The 23,287-nt window shown below is 39.7% G+C and carries 18 protein-coding genes and 1 pseudogene; 18 read left to right on the top strand and 1 reads right to left on the bottom strand.

What is annotated here, in order from left to right; all coding sequences use genetic code 11:
• The first annotated feature begins 12 nt into the window (after positions 1-12).
• From IIC38_04995 to IIC38_04920, 16 genes and pseudogenes are all read left to right on the top strand, one after another.
• A complete protein-coding gene (locus IIC38_04995; protein MCH8125300.1) occupies positions 13-429 on the top strand; it encodes a F0F1 ATP synthase subunit epsilon in 417 nt (138 codons plus the stop codon).
• 455 nt (positions 430-884) lie between these two features.
• Positions 885-3,713 (top strand): hypothetical protein, encoded by a 2,829-nt coding sequence (locus tag IIC38_04990; protein MCH8125299.1) that lies wholly within the window; start codon positions 885-887, stop codon positions 3,711-3,713.
• A gap of 88 nt (positions 3,714-3,801) precedes the next feature.
• A complete protein-coding gene (locus IIC38_04985) occupies positions 3,802-8,349 on the top strand; it encodes a tetratricopeptide repeat protein (protein ID MCH8125298.1) in 4,548 nt (1,515 codons plus the stop codon).
• Between the two features lie 13 nt (positions 8,350-8,362).
• Positions 8,363-8,722: a hypothetical protein gene (locus IIC38_04980; protein ID MCH8125297.1), complete on the top strand. Its 360-nt coding sequence runs from the start codon at positions 8,363-8,365 to the stop codon at positions 8,720-8,722.
• A gap of 202 nt (positions 8,723-8,924) precedes the next feature.
• Positions 8,925-9,584 carry a MotA/TolQ/ExbB proton channel family protein gene (locus tag IIC38_04975; GenBank protein MCH8125296.1) on the top strand — a complete coding sequence of 220 codons (660 nt, stop codon included), beginning with the start codon at positions 8,925-8,927 and terminating at the stop codon, positions 9,582-9,584.
• Positions 9,584-10,105, top strand: a complete 522-nt coding sequence (locus IIC38_04970; protein MCH8125295.1) for a biopolymer transporter ExbD — start codon at positions 9,584-9,586, stop codon at positions 10,103-10,105. Before IIC38_04975 ends, IIC38_04970 begins: the two co-directional genes overlap by 1 nt.
• Before the next feature lie 36 nt (positions 10,106-10,141).
• Positions 10,142-10,636, top strand: coding sequence for a biopolymer transporter ExbD (locus IIC38_04965; protein MCH8125294.1), 495 nt, complete (start codon positions 10,142-10,144; stop codon positions 10,634-10,636).
• Positions 10,637-10,690: 54 nt separating this feature from the next.
• The gene (locus tag IIC38_04960; GenBank protein ID MCH8125293.1) at positions 10,691-11,794 is read left to right on the top strand and encodes an AgmX/PglI C-terminal domain-containing protein; all 1,104 of its coding nucleotides are present in this window, start codon (positions 10,691-10,693) and stop codon (positions 11,792-11,794) included.
• A 676-nt stretch (positions 11,795-12,470) separates the two neighbouring features.
• The gene (aspS, locus tag IIC38_04955) at positions 12,471-14,261 is read left to right on the top strand and encodes an aspartate--tRNA ligase (GenBank protein MCH8125292.1); all 1,791 of its coding nucleotides are present in this window, start codon (positions 12,471-12,473) and stop codon (positions 14,259-14,261) included.
• Positions 14,254-15,087 carry an inositol monophosphatase gene (locus tag IIC38_04950; protein MCH8125291.1) on the top strand — a complete coding sequence of 278 codons (834 nt, stop codon included), beginning with the start codon at positions 14,254-14,256 and terminating at the stop codon, positions 15,085-15,087. The genes aspS and IIC38_04950 overlap by 8 nt, the downstream gene beginning before the upstream one ends.
• Positions 15,088-15,312: 225 nt before the next feature.
• A complete protein-coding gene (locus tag IIC38_04945; protein ID MCH8125290.1) occupies positions 15,313-15,630 on the top strand; it encodes a hypothetical protein in 318 nt (105 codons plus the stop codon).
• Entirely contained in the window at positions 15,627-15,923 is a 297-nt protein-coding gene (locus IIC38_04940; protein ID MCH8125289.1) for a helix-turn-helix domain-containing protein, read from the top strand. Before IIC38_04945 ends, IIC38_04940 begins: the two co-directional genes overlap by 4 nt.
• A gap of 268 nt (positions 15,924-16,191) precedes the next feature.
• On the top strand, positions 16,192-16,404 hold the full coding sequence (locus IIC38_04935; protein ID MCH8125288.1) for a DUF2281 domain-containing protein: 213 nt from the start codon (positions 16,192-16,194) through the stop codon (positions 16,402-16,404).
• Positions 16,404-16,777: pseudogene (locus tag IIC38_04930) on the top strand (type II toxin-antitoxin system VapC family toxin). Before IIC38_04935 ends, IIC38_04930 begins: the two are co-directional and overlap by 1 nt.
• Positions 16,778-16,884: 107 nt before the next feature.
• The gene (locus IIC38_04925; protein MCH8125287.1) at positions 16,885-17,913 is read left to right on the top strand and encodes an isochorismatase; all 1,029 of its coding nucleotides are present in this window, start codon (positions 16,885-16,887) and stop codon (positions 17,911-17,913) included.
• A 291-nt stretch (positions 17,914-18,204) separates the two neighbouring features.
• Entirely contained in the window at positions 18,205-19,761 is a 1,557-nt protein-coding gene (locus tag IIC38_04920; protein ID MCH8125286.1) for a nicotinate phosphoribosyltransferase, read from the top strand.
• Here the strand turns inward: IIC38_04920 and IIC38_04915 are convergent.
• Entirely contained in the window at positions 19,748-20,644 is an 897-nt protein-coding gene (locus IIC38_04915; protein ID MCH8125285.1) for an MBL fold metallo-hydrolase, read from the bottom strand. The two genes, IIC38_04920 and IIC38_04915, sit on opposite strands and share 14 nt — an antisense overlap.
• Positions 20,645-20,788: 144 nt before the next feature.
• Between IIC38_04915 and IIC38_04910 the strand changes: the two genes are divergently transcribed.
• Positions 20,789-21,811 (top strand): T9SS type A sorting domain-containing protein, encoded by a 1,023-nt coding sequence (locus IIC38_04910; protein ID MCH8125284.1) that lies wholly within the window; start codon positions 20,789-20,791, stop codon positions 21,809-21,811.
• Between the two features lie 317 nt (positions 21,812-22,128).
• Positions 22,129-23,287: M24 family metallopeptidase (locus IIC38_04905; protein ID MCH8125283.1), on the top strand; the 1,159-nt coding region annotated here is incomplete at its 3' end.

Here is a 23,287-nt window from a genome sequence, read left to right as displayed (position 1 = left end):
ACTAGAGAAAAGATGGAAGAAGCGAATAGTAGAACATTTTCCCTGGATATCATAACCCCGGACAAGAAGGCATTTAGCGGTGAGGTGAATTATATTAAAGCTCCGGGGATAGAAGGATACTTAGGGATTTTAACCAACCATGCGCCGTTACTTTCAGCGCTAAAAATCGGTGAATTAGAAGTATTAAATGGAGATCAACGGCAGTTTTATGCCATCAGTGGCGGCTTTATGGAAGTACTAAAAAACCAGGTTAGAGTGTTAGCTGAAACGGCTGAACAAGCGGATGTAATCGATTTGGAAAGAGCAGTGACGTCAAAAGAACGTGCCGAAAACAGACTAAGCTCCGAAGATAAAAAGACAGATATTGACCGAGCCCGTATCGCTTTGTATCGGGCGATAAACAGGATTAAGATTGCGGGGAAGAAGTGAAAAAAGCAGATAAATCGTCTCAAGTTGAAAGTGCCTAATAAGTAAGACGGCATACGTGAAATGGAAAAAGGCTGGGGGAAAGAGATGGAGAGACAAAGTACAAAGGCGCATACACAAAATTACTTAAATCAACCTCTAACCTTGTCTTGAGCAAAAGCCGAAAGGTTGAAATTTCAAAATTAGAATTTAGAATTTGTCTGGAAATTCGGATTTCTGATTTTAGTTCTAAGATTCCTGGTTTGGCAGGAATGACAATATGTAGAGATGTAGTTGTCTAACCTCTAGCCTCCATTCCCTAGATCCTACCTTCCAACCTTTTAATAAAAGTTTTCCTAAATCAAAAAGGGGGCTAATTAATTATTTCTAATTCGCCGATAAATGAACAGTTATAAATCCATTGTCTATGGCTAATAGTATGAAAAAGCCCGGAACAAATAAAAATATGGAAATGATTTATGAGTACTAAATTAATTTGCTGTTCAAGACTGACGGCAAAATATACGTTTTTACCATTGTTGATGTTGTTTCTTTTTTCTTCAGGGTATGCTCAATTAAAATCGAAAAATCACCTGGAAAAGGAAATGAAATCCCGCCTGGAACAAATTAAAAAAGACGAAACCAGGCCTTTCCTCGAGTACCTCACGACACAAAGATTTTATCTTACCCTTGTTTCGAATAATGTTCAACGAGAATTATTATTCCGGGAGAAAGAAGGGGCTGATATTTTCAAAGATGATTTGAAACAAAGTAAAGATCTCAGCAGCTATTTAAATTCCGATTTTAATAAAGTGATTGCAAATGCCGTTAAGCTTTATGACGAGATCACAAGGCTTGAACAGATTACAAAATCAAATCCGGACGAATCAACGGAAAAGAGGATTGCCGAGCTAAAGGATCAATTTCGTTCTATGGTTGGAAAAACCGTTACTACATCACGATCGGCCGACCAACTGGTTGAAGGCTATAGCGGGGAAATCGATGCTTTAATACAAGTTGCCAAGGAGGCCCAAAAACTAAGATCAAAATCCAAATCTTCTGAATTAAATGATAAAGCGGATCGATTACGAAAAAATATTTTTGATGTTCTTGACGGAAAATCAATTGAGGATCCTCTCACGGGAAGTTACATAAGGGAGATCGCACAAGTTGTTATTGTCTTGAATAAATTAGATGTTCTGGATAGAAAAATCGATTTTGAGGATACAAATTTTCGTTTGCAAACTCGAAGGATTAAACAACGGCTTCTGGATGTCGTTCCGTTTGAAACCCTCCTGGCGTTTGGTTATAAGGGTGCTCAATTTCGCCATGATAGTGAAAAATTGGATAGCAATTTTAAGCGCTGGTTAGCCAACCAGTCCTTTCGGATTCAGAACTATAAAACTAATCTGGAATTGCTACGGAAAAAATTGATTGGCTCCGGTTCTCAGGAGCAAGTGAAACGCATGTTTGATCAAGATGTTCTTTCAGCGGTCGCCCAATATAACAATGAAGATTTCGCAGTATCTGAGATTCTGTTTAAAACGATATTGGATGACTATCCTTATAGCAATATGGCTGACATGAGGTATTATTATGCCGAAAGCCTGTGGATGCAGCGGCTATATTCGAGAGCGAAAGCAGAATACCAAAAAGTAGCAGAAAAGGGATCGGATGTTGATTATGTAAAACGAGCATATTACCGTTTGGTTTTGATCAACAATCTTCTGAACAACCAACGAAGACTTTTTCAATATGCGGACAAACTCCGGGAATTACCCGCTTCTTCGGAAGATGAGCTGATGGCCAAAGCCATGTTAACCGCAGGTTATTCTGCCTACAAATCAAATGATATTGCCAAAACCAGGCAGTATGTCGAGAGTATAAATCAAAATTCCAAATATTATTTTGCCGGCCAATATGTACAGGCAGCCGCCTACCTTAGCAAGGATCAGGTTGAAAAAGCCAAACCCATTTTTTATTCTCTGGGGAATTTGTCCAAATCACCAACGGATAAATTGTTAAATAGCATTATCAATCATTCCTTACTAAAAAGTGGTTTGCTGCTTTACACCGAAGGGGATTTTGAAAACGCGTTGGCCAATTTTGGAAAAATAGAAAAGGACATTCCCAATTATGATGTTGTTTTAATTTCCAAAGCCTGGGCAAAATTTAGGTTGGGTGAATTTGCGTCAGCTCAAAAAGAATTGGACCAGGTTTTCTGGGGATACATAGATTCAAATTATATTTACGAAGCCATGATGCTTTCGGCACATTGCAGTAGTTTACTTGGTGATGATCATTCATCCGCGAGAAAAGTGCGTTATGTCGAAAATGCAGGAAATTCAGTGTCCTTAAGCAATGAGTTTAACTCCGAACGTAATCGTATCATTCGAATAATATCTAAGTTGGATGAATTGGAACCAGATGCGATTGCACAGGGAGATTTGGTTGTTTATGAACGGATTAGGAATCTAAGAGATGATCTCACTTTCAGGGTGAAGTCCCTTTCCTATCAAGGTAAACCGGGATTGCAGTTGGTTGAAGAGATTAATTCTGAAGAAGCAAGAATACGAGCGTTAATCCAACAGGCTCGCTCAAGTGAGCAATTAGCTTCGCAAATGGGGATGATGAGAACCAGTAAATCCTTGAATAAAATTGCCAATGATTTAGGTGTAAGTTTGCTAAGGGTGTGGGAATTACAAACTGAAAGAAATGTAGATATCAGATCCGATTATCCCCTGGCATTGAAGGAAAGCAGCACTAGTTATCAGAAAAATCGATTCAAATCCATGCAAAATAAAATTGCAATCGAAGAACAGAAGGTAAAGAAGAACTTCCGTGAGGCCAACATTTTAAAAGAAAAAGCCAAACAATCCAATAATCTTGAAGCATTGAGTCAATTGGATTACCATTCCATGGAGTTCGATGATTATGCCAGAAGGCTGGAATCCTTAAAAATCTCTTTAGTGGAAAACCAGCCAAAACAGGTAGAAACAGATTATTCAAGATGGTCGGATTTCTCCGGTTTGGGGATGAGCGAAAAAGATTTTGATCACAGAAATATTTTAAGAAGCCAGGTGAAAGAAAACACCAACAATGTCAATGCCATTACTAAAATATTCAGGAACAAACAAGGTCAACTGGTCTATGAAATTGCTGTGATGGATCAACGAATCAGAGAATTGGAAAACCAGGAAATTAAGGACAAGATTGCCCAGCTGGATGAAGAAAGAAAACGATATTTTGACCAAGATTATTTTGTCAACAGTATTGTTCAGGGCGATAATGGAGCTCAAATAAAATAAGAAGAACTTTTGAATACCCAGAAACCCGGGGAAAAATAATAAACAGCAAATATGTCTGGTATTATTTAAAAAGACTAATGGTAGGATTATGATACAAATTATTAAACAGAAATTTAAAACGATTTTTTGGGCTCTATTATTAGCTCTGTTTCTTCCTGTTCATCTAATTGCCCAGGACGATTTGGAAGAGCATATTTTAGAACTCGCGGCTGATTCACTTTTAAATGGCTTTTCTTTGGATGAGTTGACAAAATTTCGTGAATTTTACCAGGGTGAAATCCAAAATGTAATTCAAGAAAGTAACTTGTTACAAGAGAAGATTTTGCAGGATGGTGAGAAGCTCTTTTCAATAAACCCTGATCATGATTTTATGGATCGTATTTTGTACCGAATGGGAGATTTCTATTTCAGAAAAACAAAGGACGAATTCTTCAAAGAAATGGAAAAGTATGAAGAAGCATTCACTCAATTTGAGGAAGGAAAGACTACAGAGCTCCCTGAAGAACCTAAACCGGATTACAGCGCGTCCCTTAAGATGTATAAAATAATCCTTGAAAAAAGCCCCGACAGCAAACTGACAGATGGCACTCTTTACCATTATGCTTTTGCCCTGGAGAAAAGTTACAGATCAGAAGAAGCTGTTCCATATTATATGCAGTTAACGAATCAATATTCGAGTAGCCGATACGCTCCGGAAGCATTGATCCGGCTTGGTGAATTCCATTTCAGTCCGATTCATCGTGATCTGGATAAGGCAATTGAATACTACACTAAAGCCTTAGACTATCGTGATACTCATAGGTATAATGAAGCATTGTATAAGTTGGGTTGGTCTTATTATTTAATTGAACGATACAGTGATGCAGTCTATTCTTTTACGGTTCTGGTGCAAGATATTGAAGAATATGAGCATGAGCCCGGATCCAAGAAGTTCGTTAATCCTACTTTAAAAAATGAAGCTTTGGAATACATCGGAGTTTGTTTCCGCTATTTTGGCGGTTTGGATAAAGTGCTTACCTATGTCGACTCCCTGGGTCGGCCCGGTTATGGCGCTGAAGTCCTTAAAAAATTAGGGGATATCTATCGCGAGAATGAAGAAAAGTATATACAAGCGAAATTTGTTTACATGGCATTGTTGGAGCGCTATCCCTATTACCTCGAATCGCCCAAAATTCAAGAAAAAATTGTTCTGTGTGCCAAAGGTATTGAGGACGATGACGAAGTATTCTTAGCTCAGCAGCGCTTGTTTGATGTATATCGACCGGAAAGCGAATGGCAAATTCAAGTTCAACAATTAGATATTGATCCATATCAAAAGCTTAAAGTCTTACAGAATGCTTCGCAAAAAGCAGAACTTGCACAACGGGCAAACATCAATTTGTTGATAAGCCTGGGTGAGAAAAAAAAGGATGCCGGTTACTATCAATTGGTTGTTGAGGAAGCAAAAAAATATTTGACCACCTTTCAATTTGACACAAGCGCCTATATAATTCATTGGAATATGGCGCTTATTTTGGATACCAAGCTCAACCAGAAGGAAGAAGCATATCAAGAGTACTTAAGAATCTGTAATGATTATTTATCCGATGAGTACAAGAGAAATGCTGCTGAAAATGCGATTGTTTTGGCGCGAGAGTTCTCCGAACAAGATAAAGTTCAAGATGAATTAGAAACACTGCAAATAGCCGCACAGGTAGATTCTTCCGAACAAGTGGTTAGCCAGGCCTCAACACAAATTGCCTCAACGGAAAAATTAATCGAGGCCTACAACAATTTTATTATGCACTACCCGGAAGATGAAATAACCGCCGAAGTATTGCGCAACGTTGGCACAATGTATTATAACAATGACGATTTTGATTTATCGTTACGCTATTTCAGTACTTTAGCACAAAACTTTCCGGCCAGTCCGTTTGCTTCCCAAGCTCAGTTCTCGATACTGGAAAGCTATTTCGGCATGAAAGACTTTAACAATGCGGAGATCATCGCTAAGAAAATTCAAAATGACGAAAGACTTTCTCCGGAACTACGAGATAAAATAAAAACTCGATTGGCTGAATCTATCTACTTAGATGCAGAAGCATTGGTCGGTGAAAACAAACATTTGGAAGCGGCCCAACGATTCAGGGAGCTATACGTCGAAGTTCCTGATGCCGAATTTGCCGATAAATCCATATTTCAGGCAGGAGTTCAATTCGATTTGGCAAAAGCCTTTCCCGAAGCAATTGAAGCATACAAAGAGCTAATCGATAATTTTGAGAGTTCTGATCATTATTTGGATGCGGTTAACAACCTGGCCATCGACTATGGTGAAATCGAAGATTTTACATTGGCGGCTTCAACATATGAAAAATTGTCATCGAGCCAGCCTGATCTGGAAAAGGCAAAGGATGCATTATATAATTCGAGTTATTTCTACACCAAACAAACGGCCTGGAGTGATGCCATTCGTGTTAATCGAGCTTATGTAGACCGTTTTCCGGATGCAGAAGATACTGAAGATATTTTTTACGATTTGGCAGAACTATATCTCAAGTTCGATGATTTTGAAAATGCCAATTCCGTTTATGGAGAATTTGCTTCGCGCTTTCCGGATTCTCCCCGGGGTGTGGAAACACATTTCAAGCGCGGTGCATATTACCTGAATAGAAACCAGGTTGACAGTGCTTTGCAAGAATTTGATTTGGCTGTAAAGCGGAACGATGAGTTAAAAAGCAAGAGTTTGGAAACCAACGATTTTTATGCTGCCGAAGCGCTGTTCCTGAAAACCGAAGAGCAGTACAAGTACTACGATGGCATTCAATTTAATCTAGCGCACTTAGAATCCGCCCAAAAAGAGAAGAGAGATCTCCTGAAGAAATTAGTGAATCAATATACTCGGGTTGCGGCTTACGGAACCAACCGCTTGTACGAAGCCACTTTCAACGTCGGGAAGGCCTATGAAGATTTTGCGGTTACCTGGAGTGAGAAAGAACTACCTGACATGAATGAGATGGAAAAGGTGGTTTACCTCAAGAAACAAAATAAAACTTCAGTGCAATTATATGAAAAAGCCTTCGAATCTTATAAAACAAGTTTCCTGGCATTGCAAAAGCTCGTTGACAATTATAGTTCTAATCAGCCGCAAGAAGAAAAGCAAAATACAGGGCGTGCCGTGGAAGAGGATAGCACCCTGCAAGTTGCCGGTCGATGGATCAAGGTTTCGGGAGAAAAAGTATCACACATGCTTTTTAATATGGCGGAACTAAACGTAGGATCCATAGATCCTTTATTGAACGCGCCAATTCCCACAGGTTTAGATGAAGTGACTTCTTTGGAATATCGCAACCAGGTTCTGGCCAAAGCTGTCTACCCGGTAGTTGAGGAAGTTACTAAAGCATATATTCGGGGTTTGGAAGAGGCAGGTCAACACGGGTTAGAAAATAACTGGGTAGCAAAATCCAGAACCGGTCTTTTTAACGTAATGACTGTTCTCACAAATCAATATAAGAAGCTTTTCCTGGACGCTTTCGCCACCTATGAGAAAAAATATGATCGATATGTAAATCTTATGAATAACGGCACAGAAGAAGAACAAGAGAACACGTTGGATCTGGCGGGAAGTCTGGTGAACCTGATCGAGCTTGGTAACAATTACGCGGGAACGATGAATACCAGTTACAAACTATCCATTGACAATGTTATCCAACAGCCCTTTGGCAATACTATTGCCAATTCCATTTTTTCAGATTTGATCCAAACGACGGTCCAATTATCCGCAAAACTGGAAGAATCCTCCAAGCATGCAGCAGCAATGAAGGATAAATTTACAGTTCAAAATCAACAGACCCCGAAGATGGCTTACGAGGATGCAATTTTTACATTTTCGGATTTAGAGTCATATTTGCATGACAATGCTCTTGAATTAGGTGAGAACACTTACGCTTTAAGTAAGGAATATGGTTTTAATTCTCCCAATTTAAACAAGCTAACAGTACTTTTGGTGAATTTAAATCCGCAAACCTATGCGGCTGAGTTTGAAGTGCCAACAGATGGCATAGTGATTTCTCCTGATGAATCCTGGGTTTACACCACTGAAATCCAAGACTCTACTTGGATGATGCCTGAGTTTAGTGATGAAACCTGGCAACCTGCCGATGTATTGGAAGATTTCTCAAATGGCGGTGAACCCATCTTGTTGTCCAGATTGCCGGAACCTGTTGAATTAGACTCTTCCGCAACCAATTCTACTCAAGATACGCAAATTGTTTTGGCACCACAATCCTACTATTTGCGGAAAGCGTTTGAGTTAGATAATAAACCTTTATCTGCGAAACTTAAGTTAAATGCCGATGACAATGTAAAAGTTTATGTGAATGGGATTAGCGTATTCGAAGAGCAAGATGAGTCTCTCGGCTGGGGCAATGTCTTCGAAACCGATTTATCGCCATTCCTTAAAGTCGGAAAAAATCTTATCGCCATTAAATTAGATGACACTGACGGTAGCGGCCATGGCGTTCAACCCATCATAGAATTACAAACCCTAAATCTAGCCGCATTTGAAGAACAGCAAAAAAGCAATACACAGTTAGATTCAGGTAAAATAACCACAATGGATGAACAGATTTATATTCGAAATTTTGTCCCGGAAAAATAAGAGGTAAAATGTAATGAGAACCATATCCATATTTTTAGTTTGTTTTATTTTAATGACTGTTTCAGCGTTTGCACAGGAAAGCCAGAAAAATGAAAATAAAGCTAACAAAAGATCTGTTGAGCAATCAACCGCTTCGGATATTAAGGAAATTCAACTTGATGAATTACACCTGGATGCCCAGATTGAAAAACCCAGCGTTTCAATACTTCCCACACGCCTTGAACCTCAACTTGAGAATGTGGAATATATTATTCGCTATTTTGATCAGGAATTGAAGATGGTTTCGGATAAAATTTATGGATTTCATTCTGACAGGCGAAAATTTACAAAAATTGAGAATCTAAAAAAACTGTTAGCCAAAGAGCGTAAATAGTTTGGGCAATAAAAAAAAGAATGTTTGGTATTCCATTAGATAAAAGAGACCAATAAGAAGTATATAATTATAATATTATCATCTAGTTAGCAAGTTTAAAAAAAGGTCAATTTATCGTTAAATTAAAACAAGTGATTGCCGATAATAGAGAAAGTAATAGTAATTTATAATACAAAAAATAAGACAGAAATAGGAGGTTTATATGGCTAGTATATTGCAAATATTTCAGGGATTTAAAATTGGTGCCCCTGGATGGTTTTTTATGTGGTTGTTATTGATATCTGCGGTATTTATGATCGCAATATCAATAGAGAGGATTTATTTTATTGCTATTCGTGCAAATATCAATGCGTCTAAATTTATGGCGGATATTCGTGGATTACTAACTGCCGGTAAATTTAAAGACGCTCTCGGCTTATCTGCAAGTGTCAAAACCAAAGCCTTGCCTTATGTTGTTTATACATGTCTTTCGAGACTTGGACAAAAAGGTCAGGTGGATTTCAGAACTGCACAGAATGCAGTCGATGAAGGTACTTTGGAGACCATCCCGAAATTGCAAGAAAGAACCAATTATCTTGCAATGATTGGTAATGTTGCCACGTTGTTGGGATTAATGGGAACCATCTACGGTCTCATTTTAGCTTTTAATTCAGTCTCTGCTCCGGGTATTGATGCAGCAGAAAAATCGCGCTTGCTTGCTGCCGGTATTTCAACAGCTATGAATACAACTCTGGTTGGTCTGTCTGTAGCTATTCCTGCGATCCTGGTTTACAATTATGTTCATAGTAAAACTATGAAGATTATTGATGAGATTGACGAGCATTCCGTAAAATTAATCAACTTTTTAACCGGGAATAGCTAATGGCTTTTAGACCTTCTCAACGCAGTCTGCGGCCGAGAGTTGAGACAGAGCCGGATTTAACACCCATTATGAACTTAATGGTCGTATTAATTCCACTGCTTTTAACATCGGCGCAATTCATAAAGCTTGGAATGATTGAGATCAATCTTCCACCGGCCATTAGCGCGAGTGAGATGCAAAATAGGCCGAAAGAAATAGATAAGAGACTAGATCTGACAGTTACCATCACGGACAAAGGGTTTTATCTTGCCAGCAGCTTTACCGGAACCGGAGATGAGCCAACCATTCCAATATTACAAGATGGAGGCTATAATTTTGAAGAGTTAAACAAGAACCTAGTTGAAATCAAGAAACAAGCGGCGGGAGTTTATAAAGATTCGGATAGAATAATTATTGTCGCAGAGCCGGATATTGACTATCAAACTGTTGTAAGTACTATGGATGCAGCTCGGATGTATAAATCGGACAGAGAGGTTCTACCGCTCTTTCCAGCGGTGTCTCTAAGTGCAACAGTATTGTAAACAAAATGAAACAGATGTAATCATTGGAGATTAATTATGGCATTTATTCCGTCAAGAGCTAAAAGACATACCACAAATCCGGGTGAAATGAAATTGAATTTAAATTCCATGATGGACATGTTTACCATTATTCTTTTATTCCTATTGAAAGTATATGCTACCGATGGCCAAATGATAACCCCATCGGACGATCTTACGTTGCCAAATTCAAGTGTTGAAAAATTATCAAACGTTTCTTTAGATTTAGCAATTTCAAAGGAATGGCTGATACTGAATGATAAGCCAATTATGAAGGTGTCGGAATTGCTGTCTTCTGAACAAATTATTATTCCGAAACTTCAAAAAGAATTAAGGCGATATGCCAAGGAAGCGGAACGCATGCAAGAAAAGTATGGCCAAAAATTTTCAGGTTCAATTACGATTCAAGGGGATAAGCAATTACCTTATAAAGCGCTCATTAAAGTGATGGCAACGTGTGGTAAATCCAAATATCCGAATATGAAATTTCTTGTATATCAAAAAGAGACTTAATAGTAGCATTTATCAAATGACTAGGTGTATGGTTAAGAAAAACTGAAATTATCAATGGATAACAGAAACATGCAATTAAAAGAAGAAAGCACAAAAGATCCAGGCACTTTAGATGTAACATCTAGTGCCAAAAAATATGGAGAAAACTTCAAATTTGTCATCGATCCGTCCAAATATAAGCGACGGTTCGCAGATAAATTTGACCATCGCTTCGCATCCATATTCATGGTGAGTTTGTTCTTCAATACGATTATAATTTTTTGGGTGTCAAACATACCTTATGAAATTAAAATAGGAGAGTTCAGAAAATATCAAGAGCATTATGCAAATTTTATTTATGAAAGAGTTCCCGAACCGGAACCTCCTCCGCAGGTTGAATCAACGTCCGATGAAAAGCCTGAAGAAGTGAAACCTGAAGAGGTTAAGAATGAAGAAGAAGTTGCCCAGAATGAGGAAACAAACACTGAAACTGCTCCTCCCGTAGAGACCACGGCTCGAGAACGCCGGGAATCAAATACAAGATCCACAGCTGATATTGCCCAACAAGCCAGTAGTATGGGATTATTGGCTTTGCTCAGTGGTGGCGAAAATGCACAAGGCGAAGCTGTAGTGGATTTACTTGGCGAAATAGGAAATGGAAATTCAAATAATCTGGATGAAGTGATTTCCGGATTAGATGGAATTAAGAGTTCCGGAACTGTTTCGGGTAAAAACAAAAGCGCACGGGGTTCCAGGGCTACCGATCATGGCGGAGGCATCAATGTCGGCGCCCGGACCAAAGCGAGTGCTTCCAAATTTGGCAAAAAGAGTGGTGAATTAGTCGTTTCCAAATCGGAAGTAAAAGCCGAACAGGGAAAATCTGCCGGCCGTAGTCCGGAAGAAGTGATGAAGGTTGTGAATTCCCATGCATCCGCAATTGAATATTGTTACCAAAGAGCGTTAAGAAAAAATCCGAGCTTGAAGGGTAAAGTTTCCGTTCGATTCATCATTCAAGCCAATGGTAGTGTTGTGAGTATTAAAATTTTAGGGTCAACATTGGGTGATCCGTCTGTCGAAAGATGTATAAAAACCAAAATGAAATCCTGGCGAGATTTTGGCGCAATTGATCCAGCAAAAGGGGACGCGGTATTCCGACAAGATTACATCTTTGGTTATTGATTATCTAATTAATTTGTCATACATTCAAGGCCTCTGAAACAAGTATTTAGCTTGTTTCAGAGGCTTTTTTATGTACAAAAGACTTATGCTCGCACCCATCGATATGCAATTTACAATGCAACCAATTAGGAGCTCTGATTATTATCGCTACTCAGAATGCTCGCTTTTTTGGATGGTAAGTTTCTAAAACCCACCAATTTATTAGTGGGATTTGATATCAATAAAAAACCATAAATCCTGCTAAGGATGAATAATAACATATGATTAAATCCTGTCATTTCTCTGGTCATAGTCAAATAGTTTTGGATCTTTTTTCATCATTCGTCCCGACGGGGACTATGATATTTTAAGAGGTTCAAAAACTCCAACGATGAATCGCTGGGCTAAAATCGTACCTTTATATTAAGATCAAAACGTTAACACTATTGCAATAATAGTTTCAAACTGTCAAAAATCGTTGTAGATAATCTGTTTTTAGATAGATATTTTAAAATAATGCGAACAACGGGTTAGATTATGAAGAATCAGAATGGATAGAATACAATCTTAGATTGATGAGAAATCATAAAGGCATCGTAACGAATAGTTTAACAGATTCTTGTCAACCAATCTAGTGGATCGAAAAAAATGACTATTTTACTGAACCCAAAACAAAATATCATATTTGAGGCATTAAATGAGTGAGTCTTTGGGAGATTGGAAAAGAACACATACTTGCGGCGAACTGAATTCGAAGGTTTCCGGAAACCAGGTAACTTTAATGGGTTGGGTCGATCGCAGGCGAGATCATGGCAGCTTAATTTTTGTCGATATTCGGGATCGCTATGGTAAGACCCAATTGGTTTTTAATCCTCAGCACAATGACAAAACCTACGAACAGGCCAAGGCTTTAAAATCTGAATTCGTGATTGCCGTTAAGGGTGTTGTCAACACTCGACCGAGTGATGCGATTAACCGGAATTTAACAACGGGCGAAATAGAAGTAGAAATATCCGATCTTCGCATTCTCAACGAAGCCGAGGTAACGCCATTCTTGATTACAGATCCCAGGGAAGGCTCCGAAGAATTGCGCCTTAAATATCGATACCTTGATCTCCGCCATCCCGATATGCAAAAGAATATTATTTTGAGGCATCAATTAACCCAGGTAGTGCGGAAGTATTTTGATCAAAATAATTTTATTGAAATTGAAACGCCGGTTCTCATGCGTAGTACACCAGAAGGAGCACGTGACTTCCTGGTTCCCAGCAGGTTATACAATGGTAAATTTTTTGCGCTGCCCCAGTCACCACAGATCTACAAACAAATCCTTATGGTGTCCGGATTTGACCGCTATTACCAGATTGTTCGCTGTTTCAGGGATGAGGATTTACGTGCAGACCGCCAGCCGGAATTTACACAAATTGATGTCGAAATGTCATTTGTTGATGAGGAAGATGTATTCTCGGTAATGGAGAAATTGATGGTTTCGATATACCGGGAATTGATGGGTCAGGAAATCAAAACTCCATTTCTGAGACTTAGTTACCAGGAGTGCATCGAAAGATTTGGCGTTGACAAGCCAGATATGCGCTTCGGGATGGAAATTCAAACGGTTACGGATCTTCTCCGAGAAACAGATTTCCGGGTTTTCAACGATAGCATTACAGCAAATGGAGTAATCGCCGGAATAAACATTCCGGATGGAGCAAGCTATTCCCGTTCTCAAATTGATGAATTGAATAAATTGGTGCAAAGCTATGGCGCTAAAGGTGTGCTTGCTCAAAAAATATTGGAAGGCGTTCTGCAAGGAGGTTGTACTAAATTTCTTTCTACGGAACAGCAAAATCAATTGATCCAACAGTTTCAGGCTTCAGACAACGATTTAATCCTCCTTCTGGCTGATCAGCCAAATATAACCTATAAAGTTCTTGGAGCGCTTCGGCTTCATTTCGGTGAAAAACTGAAATTAATCGATAAAACACGCAATGATTTATTATGGGTGGTTGATTTTCCGCTGGTGGAGTTTGATGAAGATGAACAGCGCTACGATGTGATGCATCATCCGTTTACGTCACCAAAAGAGGCGGATATTGAATTGATGGAAAGTGATCCCGGCAAGGTGCGAGCCCGGGCATATGATTTGGTTTTGAATGGCACAGAAATCGCCGGCGGCAGTATTCGAATTCACCGGCCTGAATTACAACAAAAAATGTTCAGGTTGCTAGGTATCGGTCCGGAAGAAGCACAAGACAAGTTTGGATTCCTGTTGGAAGCTTTCAAATATGGCGCACCTCCGCATGGCGGTATTGCTTTCGGTTTCGATCGATTGGCTATGATCTTAGTTAATGGCAACTCTATCAGAGATGTCATCGCCTTTCCGAAAACCGCAAGCGCTTTGTCCCTAATGGACGGATCGCCAAGCCATGTTGATGAAAAGCAGTTAAATGAGCTAGGATTGAAAATTATTGAAAATGATAGTGAATAAGGAAAATAGTGCCACGATCCCGATCGATCTTGATGAAGTTCTGCAGCATTCGGTTGAAGCTGTAAAACGAGCCGCACGGATCTTGCAAGAGAATTATGGGAAATTGAAGCCGGAGGATATCAAAAAGAAACATGCCTTTGATTTTGTTACCGAAGTCGACAAAGCCGCAGAGTTCGAAATAATCAATTATCTGCAGGAGTTTTACCCGGATCATCGCATCTTTGCGGAGGAGTCCGGAAAAAACCAGGCGGAATCTGATTTTCAATGGCTCATCGATCCCCTCGATGGCACCAAAAATTACATCCATTGCATTCCCAATTACGGTGTTTCCATTGCCTTGCGTTACCGGGATGAAATCATTACCGGTGTGATTAATGTTCCACCCTGGCAGGAATTGTTCACGGCAAAAAAAGAGGGTGGCGCTTTTCTCAATGACGAGCCGATCCATGTTTCCACGACCAACGACTTCGCCGTATGCATGCTCGCGACCGGTTTTCCACATGATGCAAAACAATACCTGGATGTCTATCTTGACTGCTTTAAGCATTTATTTTTGCAGGTGAGCGCTATTCGGCGTCCGGGAGCAGCAGCAGTCGACCTTGCCAATGTTGCCTGTGGCCGGTTTGACGGATTCTGGGAATTTAAACTGAATCCCTGGGATATCGGGGCTGGCTTGTTGCTGATTAAAGAAGCCGGCGGCATCGTTTCCGATCCCCTGGGAGGGCAGAACCACTTATCAAGTGGTGATTTGGCTGCCGGCAACCCGGCCATTTACGAAAAGATCATCAAAATCATTAAACCGATTTGTGAGGGAAGGTTGGGGTGAAAGCAAATAGCGATTTGGTTAATTGGCGTTCCTTACAAACCAGCATATGTTTGAGTGAGGGGTATGCTACGTAACAAGTAGGGAGGAAAATCCCTACACAAGATGTTTAGCGAATAGCTCTATTTCGATTGGTAGATAACAATAATCTCCTTGATATCTATCGTTCATTGGCGTATGTTTAGTAATTGAAACAGATTTGAGAAATTGCCAAGTTGAACAAGTTAAATGATATTTATTGAAACTCCAGTATTCACAGAAGAAATATTGCAGCACTTAACGGATGAAGAATATAAAGAGCTTCAAAGCATTCTGTTAGTTCACCCTGAATCTGGTAGTATCATTCCAGGAAGCAATGGATTAAGAAAGCTGCGATGGAAAATTAAAGGAATTGGCAAGCGTGGAGGATTGAGAATTATTTATTATTGTGATGTCCCTCATGACACAATTTATATGCTTTTACCTTATCGTAAGAGTGTTCAAGAGGATCTGAGCAAAAAGAAAGTTAAGTTTCTTGCTAATTTAGTAAAGGAGTATTTAGAATGAGACAAGAAGATTTTGATAAACTAGTCAAAAGTATCAAACAAGCGGGCGCCATTAAAAAAGGGGAAATGGCTTCCAGCCGTCGTTTTGAGTTTGATCCTGTCGATATTAAAGTAATTCGTGAGAGATTGCACCAATCTCAATCTGAATTTGCCATGATGATCGGTGTGAGTGTCTCGACCTTACAGAACTGGGAACAAGGACGACGAAAACCAGAAGGACCTGCCAGAGCATTACTTCAAGTGGTTTCTCAAAATCCTCAAGCTGTTATGGAAGCGTTATTAAAATCGGCTTAATACCATGAACCAAAAAAATTAGCCAACAAAACCAAGAAGTTGAATTGGATAAATTAGGTTCAAAACTTTATAATTACGTAGCCACTAATAGATTATTTCTCATCGTCGCGATGCCAGTGTTGTGGAGAAGAGGTGTCGTGAGGCACCCCCTTATCCCGATTATAGTTATATCATTCAGAGATAAAAATCTTGTGATTTAAGTTAATCTATGTTTAATTTATAGTGTAAAATGAATAAGGATATAAAATAAGTATTTTGGAGTTTTTAAATGAATACGAAGAAAATTGAAACTAAAATAAAAAAATTACCAGATTATATTATTCCGGAAGTCATGGATTATATTGATAACTTATTGAATAAATATAGCAAAACAAAAAATAAAAAAGGGAAGTTTAAATTCGATTGGGAAGGTGGATTAAGTAAGTTGAAATCGGATTATACCTCCGTCGAGTTACAACACAAATCTTTGAATTGGCGATAATGTATTTAATCGACACCAATATATTGAGATATTCCTTCAGCAAGAAAAAAGTGAAACATGTAAAATATTCCTTGAAAATAATATAGGATCACTAAATATATCTGATTTTAGCCTCCATTCAATCGGCATCATATTATTTAGACAAGTGGAAGAAAAAATATTTCAAAAATTCATCGAAGATATGTTACCACGAATCAATATAAAAACTCTACCAAAAGAAAAATACAAAAAATTAATTGAAGCAAAAATAAACCAAAATTTAGATTTTGATGATGCTTACCAATATTCAGTCGCAAAAACTAATGATTTAACAATTGTAACACTGGATCAAGATTTTAAAAATATCCAAGATATTGATATCCAATTGTTATAACTACTGCAAGAAATCACTTCGTTTAAGTCATCTAATAAAATGATTAGAAGATCTCTTCTAAACACGCTGACTATCCTGAATGGCATAATTCCATCGGAGTTTGTAAAATGATTTCAAATAACTTACCAATTCCCTCTCACTTTGACCCCGGAAAAATAGGGAAGATTTGGAAAGTATCTTACGAAGAAACTGCTGAAAAAGCGCTAAAATGGGCACAAGATTTTAAGATTCAGCCTGCTGCCAAAGACACCAAAAAGATCTGTTTGGTTGCTGTCGATGTGCAAAATACATTTTGTTTACCTGAATTTGAATTGTATGTTGGCGGACGCTCGGGTACCGGCGCTGTGGATGACAACAATCGATTGTGCGAGTTCATTTATCGCAATCTGTCAAATATTACGCAAATCGTGCCAACCATGGACACGCACCAGGCGATGCAAATTTTTCACAGTATTTTTTTCACCAATGACAGTGGCGAACACCCTGCTCCGTTTACAATGATAACAGAGGATGACATAGCACAAGGTCGTTGGGGTTTCAACGAGTCTCTGGCGCAGAATCTACAATACGGCGAAGAATTTGTGCAGCAACATATTAAACATTATACGAACCAACTCAACAAGAGCGGAAAGTATGCATTAACCATCTGGCCTTACCATGCCATGCTTGGTGGCATTGGCCATGCGCTGGTGCCATCTATCGAAGAAGCGATCTTTTTCCATACGGTTTGTCGCTACAGCCAACCGGATTTCCAGATAAAAGGAAGCCATCCCTTAACGGAACATTATTCAGTCTTTGGTCCGGAAGTAGCAACGGGTCCGGATGGTAAAACTTTGGTTGATAAAAATGAAGCGCTGTTTCAAAAATTGGTTAAATACGACGCCATCATCGTTGCAGGCCAGGCCAAGAGCCACTGCGTCGCCTGGACCATTGCAGATTTGTTGGACAGCATTACCGTGCTAGATCGAAGACTTGCTGAAAAAGTTTATCTTCTGGAGGATTGTTCATCCCCGGTCGTTATTCCCGGTGTTATCGATTACACAGATGATGCAAATGCAGCTTTTCAAAAATTCAAAGAAGCCGGCATGCATGTAGTGCAGTCGACTGAGGCGATGCATGAATGGCCGGGGATGTAGGAGAAAGTGCCTAAAGTAAAAAGTGCCTAAAATGCCTAAAGTTGGGAAGAAGATATAAAGGAGCAAAGGGGCAAAGTGACAAAGGCACAAAGGCACAAAGAAAAGACGTAAGATGTGAAACCCTTCGACGGAGTTTATCTTGAGCAGAGACGAAAGGTTCAGGACAGGGCGGCAAACGTGAGACGGTAAAAATTAAAGAGATGTAAAAATAAAGATTTAAAAGAAAAAAGAAAAATACACAACTAATCTGTCATTCCTGCATGTTTTTAGCAGGAATCTATTTTCAAAACCATGAAACAAAACCAGCGCAAAACAGCCGAAGGGATCCTGTTCACGGATCAATATCAACTGACCATGGCCCAGCTGTATTTTCGTATGGGGATGCATGAGCAGACCGTTCAGTTTGATCATTTTTTCCGACAATATCCTGATTATGGCGAACACAAGGCCGGATTTTGTATTAATGCAGGTCTGGAATGGCTATTGGATTGGATGACAGAATCTTCTTTCCGAGATGAGGATATTGATTTGCTCCGCAGCCAAAATGGTCGCATGGGTAAACCGGTTTTTCAGGAAGATTTTTTGGCATGGCTGCGAGAAAATGGGAATTTTGCCCGTATTTCTTTAAAGGCAATTCCGGAGGGTCGGGTGATCCATCCTAATGAGCCCATAACTGTTGTGGAAGGGCCGTTGGCGATCGCCCAATTGCTTGAAACTCCCTTGCTCAATCATCTTAATTATCCCATCTTGATAGCAACCAAGGCTGCCCGGATTCGCTTAAGCGGACAGGGACAACCGTTGCTGGAATTCGGATTACGCAGGGGACATGGCACCGGCGCGAATGCCGGGGCGAGGGCGGCATTAATCGGTGGTGCGGATTTTACTTCAAATGTGGGTATTTCACACGTTTTGGGTTTCCCGCCAAAAGGAACCCATGGCCATTCCATGGTGCAGGCTTTTATGGCAATAGGAATGGGTGAGTTGGAAGCATTTCGAGCTTATGCGGATTGCTATCCGGATGATTGCTTGCTTCTGGTCGATACAATCGATACGATAAACAGCGGTATCCCCAATGCTATCACGGTTTTCGAAGAGCTGCAAAAAAAAGGGCATCAAGCGGTAGGAATTCGCCTGGACTCCGGCGATTTTGCTGCTTTGAGTGTCCGGGCAATTAAAATGCTGAATCAAGCTGGTTTTTCGGAAACGATTATTGTGCTTTCCGACAATTTGGATGAACTTAGAATTATTGAGATATTGGAAAAAATAACCGAAGTGGCGCCACGAAACGGTCTCGATGCAGATGAGATTATCAAACGGCTTTCTTATGGGGTTGGCACTCATTTGATTACTTCCCAGGGCGCGTCTGCTTTGGGGGGAATTTACAAGTTAACGGCTGTTAAAAAGCAAGGTCAATGGTTGCCCTCATACAAAATATCCGAATCTTCTCAAAAGATCCACAACCCGGGTGTAAAAAATGTTTGGCGATTGTATGATCAAAAAAACAAAGCAATGGCGGATATGTTGTGCCTGAATGAAGAAAATCCCAATGAACAGCAATCGATTGATCTTTATGAAGTTGACAGTGCTGAAAAGAAAAGTATAAATCACGCCGAGTTAAGTAAAATCGAACCTCTTCTTGTTGATATCATCAGAAAAGGTAAATTGGTTTATGAATTGCCAACCATTGAAGAAATGCGCGATGTTCGTCAAATGGATTTAGCTCGACTGGAAGCCGGAATAAAAGATTTGATCAAACCTGATCATTACCCCGTTTTGCTTTCCCATAAATTATATGAATTGAGGACTAATTTGATTCAATCGGGTAGAAATAATCTTACTGCCGGTTAAATAGATCTCTTTTTGTTGTATTCACCATTGCAAGTGTGTTTAATCTGAAAGCCTCGACCGGTTGTTCAACCTGGTATTTTTGATAATCTTCATCAATTATTTTTTGTGTTACCGCGTCGACTGCATAATCCAAATCTAACAAATAGCTTGTGATTCTTTCCCGTAATGAAATTGTTTGATCAATTGATTTTTGTAGAAATTCCTGGGCAGCAGTTGCACCTTTGATCACACCCCCATGCGGCAAGCAGAGAAATTCGATTTCCAGATTTTGCAGCTCCAACAAAGAATTTAAGTATTGGTTGTAATCGGACAAAAAGGCTGTCTGAATAAAGCCGGTCGGTGTGGGCGCTCCGAGAACATCACTGCCATATAGCGCTTTATCCGGTAAAATGTAAAATGAAACACAGCCTCTGGTATGACCCGGAGTGTACATCACTTGAATGGATACATTTCCCAGGTCGATTATTTCGTTATGTTTTGTGAAATGGTCAATAGAAAAAGCTGAAAATTCAATGTCAGATTTCATTTTCCTGAGCGTTTCATATTCGGCATTCAATCTTTGCATCAGTTTGATAGCGGAGGGTTTACTTAATATTTCATCCACATGGGGATGAGCAGCAGTTTTTATTTGTGGAAATTGTTTAATTAGAAAAGGCGTTCCGCCCAAATGATCGTAATGGGAATGCGATAGTAAAATCCATCTAAGCCGGTCAGTATCTTGCAAATGTTCGCGAATTTGCATGCAGAGATCCCCGGCGTCTAAAGCCATTCCTGTATCCAAAAGGGCTGATTCCTGATCTCCATTCACCAGGTAGTTACAAATTTTACTTGAACCTAAAAAATCGATATGAGGTGTAATTTTACCGATCGTTGTTACATTCATAGGGTTTGATATAAAATAGGTTAATTAGATTTTGATTTAAAATACGGATTTTTCGATTGCTTGATAATAATATCTTAATAAATTATGATGAGTATCCAATATAAACCATAAACTGTGTTTTTTTCATTTACCATGGAGGTGAAAATGAAATGGTTACAAACTTTCTGGACACAAACTTTATTTTTATTCTTAACCTTTATTTTAATCTTAAACTCAACTGCTATCGCCCAAAATGAAAAAACACTTTTTCCTGCAAAAGACAATACTCTTTACGAAAGTGCATCAGGTGATCTTAGCAATGGCGCCGGGATGCATTTTTTCGCGGGAAATTCAGGTGCTAACCTGATCAGACGTGGTTTAGTGTCATTCGCAATTGGCGATAGTATTCCGGCTGGTTCAAATATCGACAGTGTCAAGCTTACATTACATATGTCGAAAACCAATGCATTGGGTGGAACAACCGTGTCTTTGCGTCGAGTGGAGGCGGACTGGGGTGAAGGTTCGTCTATAGCAATTGGAGTTGGGGGTGGTGGCGAGGGTGTAGGTATCACGCCGTCTACTGGAGATGTTACCTGGATACATACATTTTTTAATACGACTAATTGGGTTAGTCCAGGTGGTGATTTTTCTGCAACTGAAAGCAGTAATCAGACGGTTATTAATATTGGCGATTATACCTGGGAATCAACTGCTGAAATGGTGGCTGATGTGCAGGATTGGTTGGATAACCCGGCGAATAATTTTGGTTGGATTGTATTAGGTGATGAAAGTAGCAGTGGAACTGCAAAACGGTTTGATTCTCGTGAAAATTCCACCGAAGGGAATCGTCCACAATTAACTGTTATCTACACGCCAACCACTTCTGTTTCCAATGAAATATTGGCGCCATCGGATTTTGTGCTCCACCAAAATTATCCCAATCCATTCAATCCATCTACAACCATCAACTTTAGATTAGCAAAGAGCGGTTTGGTTACTTTGAAGATTTTTGATTTGAGCGGGCGGGGAATTAAATCTTTGGTCGAAGGACCTCGTGACGCCGGAGTTCACACGGTAACCTGGGATGGCACAAATCAGTCAGGTCAGCCAATAGCCAGTGGAATTTATGTCTATCGACTCCAGGCCGATGAATTTTCCCAAGCTGCAAAAATGATGTTTATTCAATAGGATTGTTTGACCATCAAATTTGAACCGCGAAGGTCGCGAGGAAAACACAAAGCAGCACATAGGTTTCATATATGTGCTTGTGGTTGAAAAAAGGGTTAAAGACAGCCGTTACAACGGTTACAAAAGAAAACTCTTCATTTTAGATTTGTTCATCTTGTTGATCCAATTTTTGATAAATAATTCACACATTACCTGGATGAACTTTTTTTATCTTGTATATCAAGTAAATCCTGTCTGGTTTGATTTGAATTCTTATCAAACTTTAAGCGAAATTTTTTAAAAAAATAGGATCATTCATATCGTAAAAGGATAAATCGATGTCATTCGTAAAATTCAACAGGTTTTTATTATTCATTCTGTTCATTTCAGCCAATACAATCCCCTCCCTGGCTCAGCCTAAAATGCCGGTGGTTTTACCTCTAAAAGAACGAGCCAAGGTAATCAATCGATGGCTGCAAGTGCGATTGAAAACAGTACTGCCGGAATTGATGCGCAGAGAAGGCATCGATATGTGGATCGTGATTGCCCGGGAATATAATGAAGATCCTGTGATTAAAACCATGCTGCCGGCGAATTGGATGGCTGCACGGCGCAGGACGATCCTGTTAATGTATGACTCCGGCAAAGAGGGTGACGTAGAGCGTTTGGCTGTTGCAAGATATGATATCGGAGAATTTTTTAAGCGTGCCTGGGATAAAGAGAAACAACCTGACCAGTGGAAAAGATTGGCTGAAATCATCGTAGACAAAAATCCTAAAAAAATTGCGATCAATTGGTCTAACACCTTTGCTTTAGCCGATGGGATTTCGCATGCAGAATTTGAAAGTTTTACAAGAGCTATTCCCGATAAATATAAAAAGCGCATAGTACCTGGAGAAAACCTGGCAATCGGATGGCTTGAGACTCGCACTCCGGAAGAAATGCAAGTATACCCGATGGTTTGTAAAATTGCCCATGAAATCATTGTCGAGGGATTGTCAGAGCGTGTTATTCAGCCCGGGGTAACCAGTACTGACGATGTCGAATGGTGGTATCGAGAACGTATTGCCGGATTAAAGCTGCAAACCTGGTTTCATCCCAGTGTTTCTATTCAAAGAGCCGGGGAACCGGAGAAGAGAGGCTCTTTTGCCTCCAGACCGGATTCGGACATCATTTTGCCAGGCGATCTGCTCCATATCGATTTTGGTATTACCTACCTGCGGCTCAATACGGATACACAGCAACATGCCTATGTTTTAAAACCGGGAGAAAAAGAAGCACCGGCAGGATTAAGGAAAGCGTTAAAAACCGGAAACCGTCTTCAAGATATTTTAACAGCCAATTTCAAAAAGGGTAGAACGGGAAATGAAATTCTTAGCAAATCTCTGGAACAAGCAAAAGCGGAAGGAATCAAACCTTCCATCTACACTCATCCGATTGGTTTCCATCGTCACCCAGCCGGACCAACGATTGGAATGTGGGATCAACAGGGAGGAG

The organism is candidate division KSB1 bacterium, from assembly GCA_022566355.1.
Classification (GTDB): Bacteria; Zhuqueibacterota; JdFR-76; order JdFR-76; family DREG01; genus JADFJB01.
This window is presented reverse-complemented; position numbering and strand designations above follow the sequence as displayed.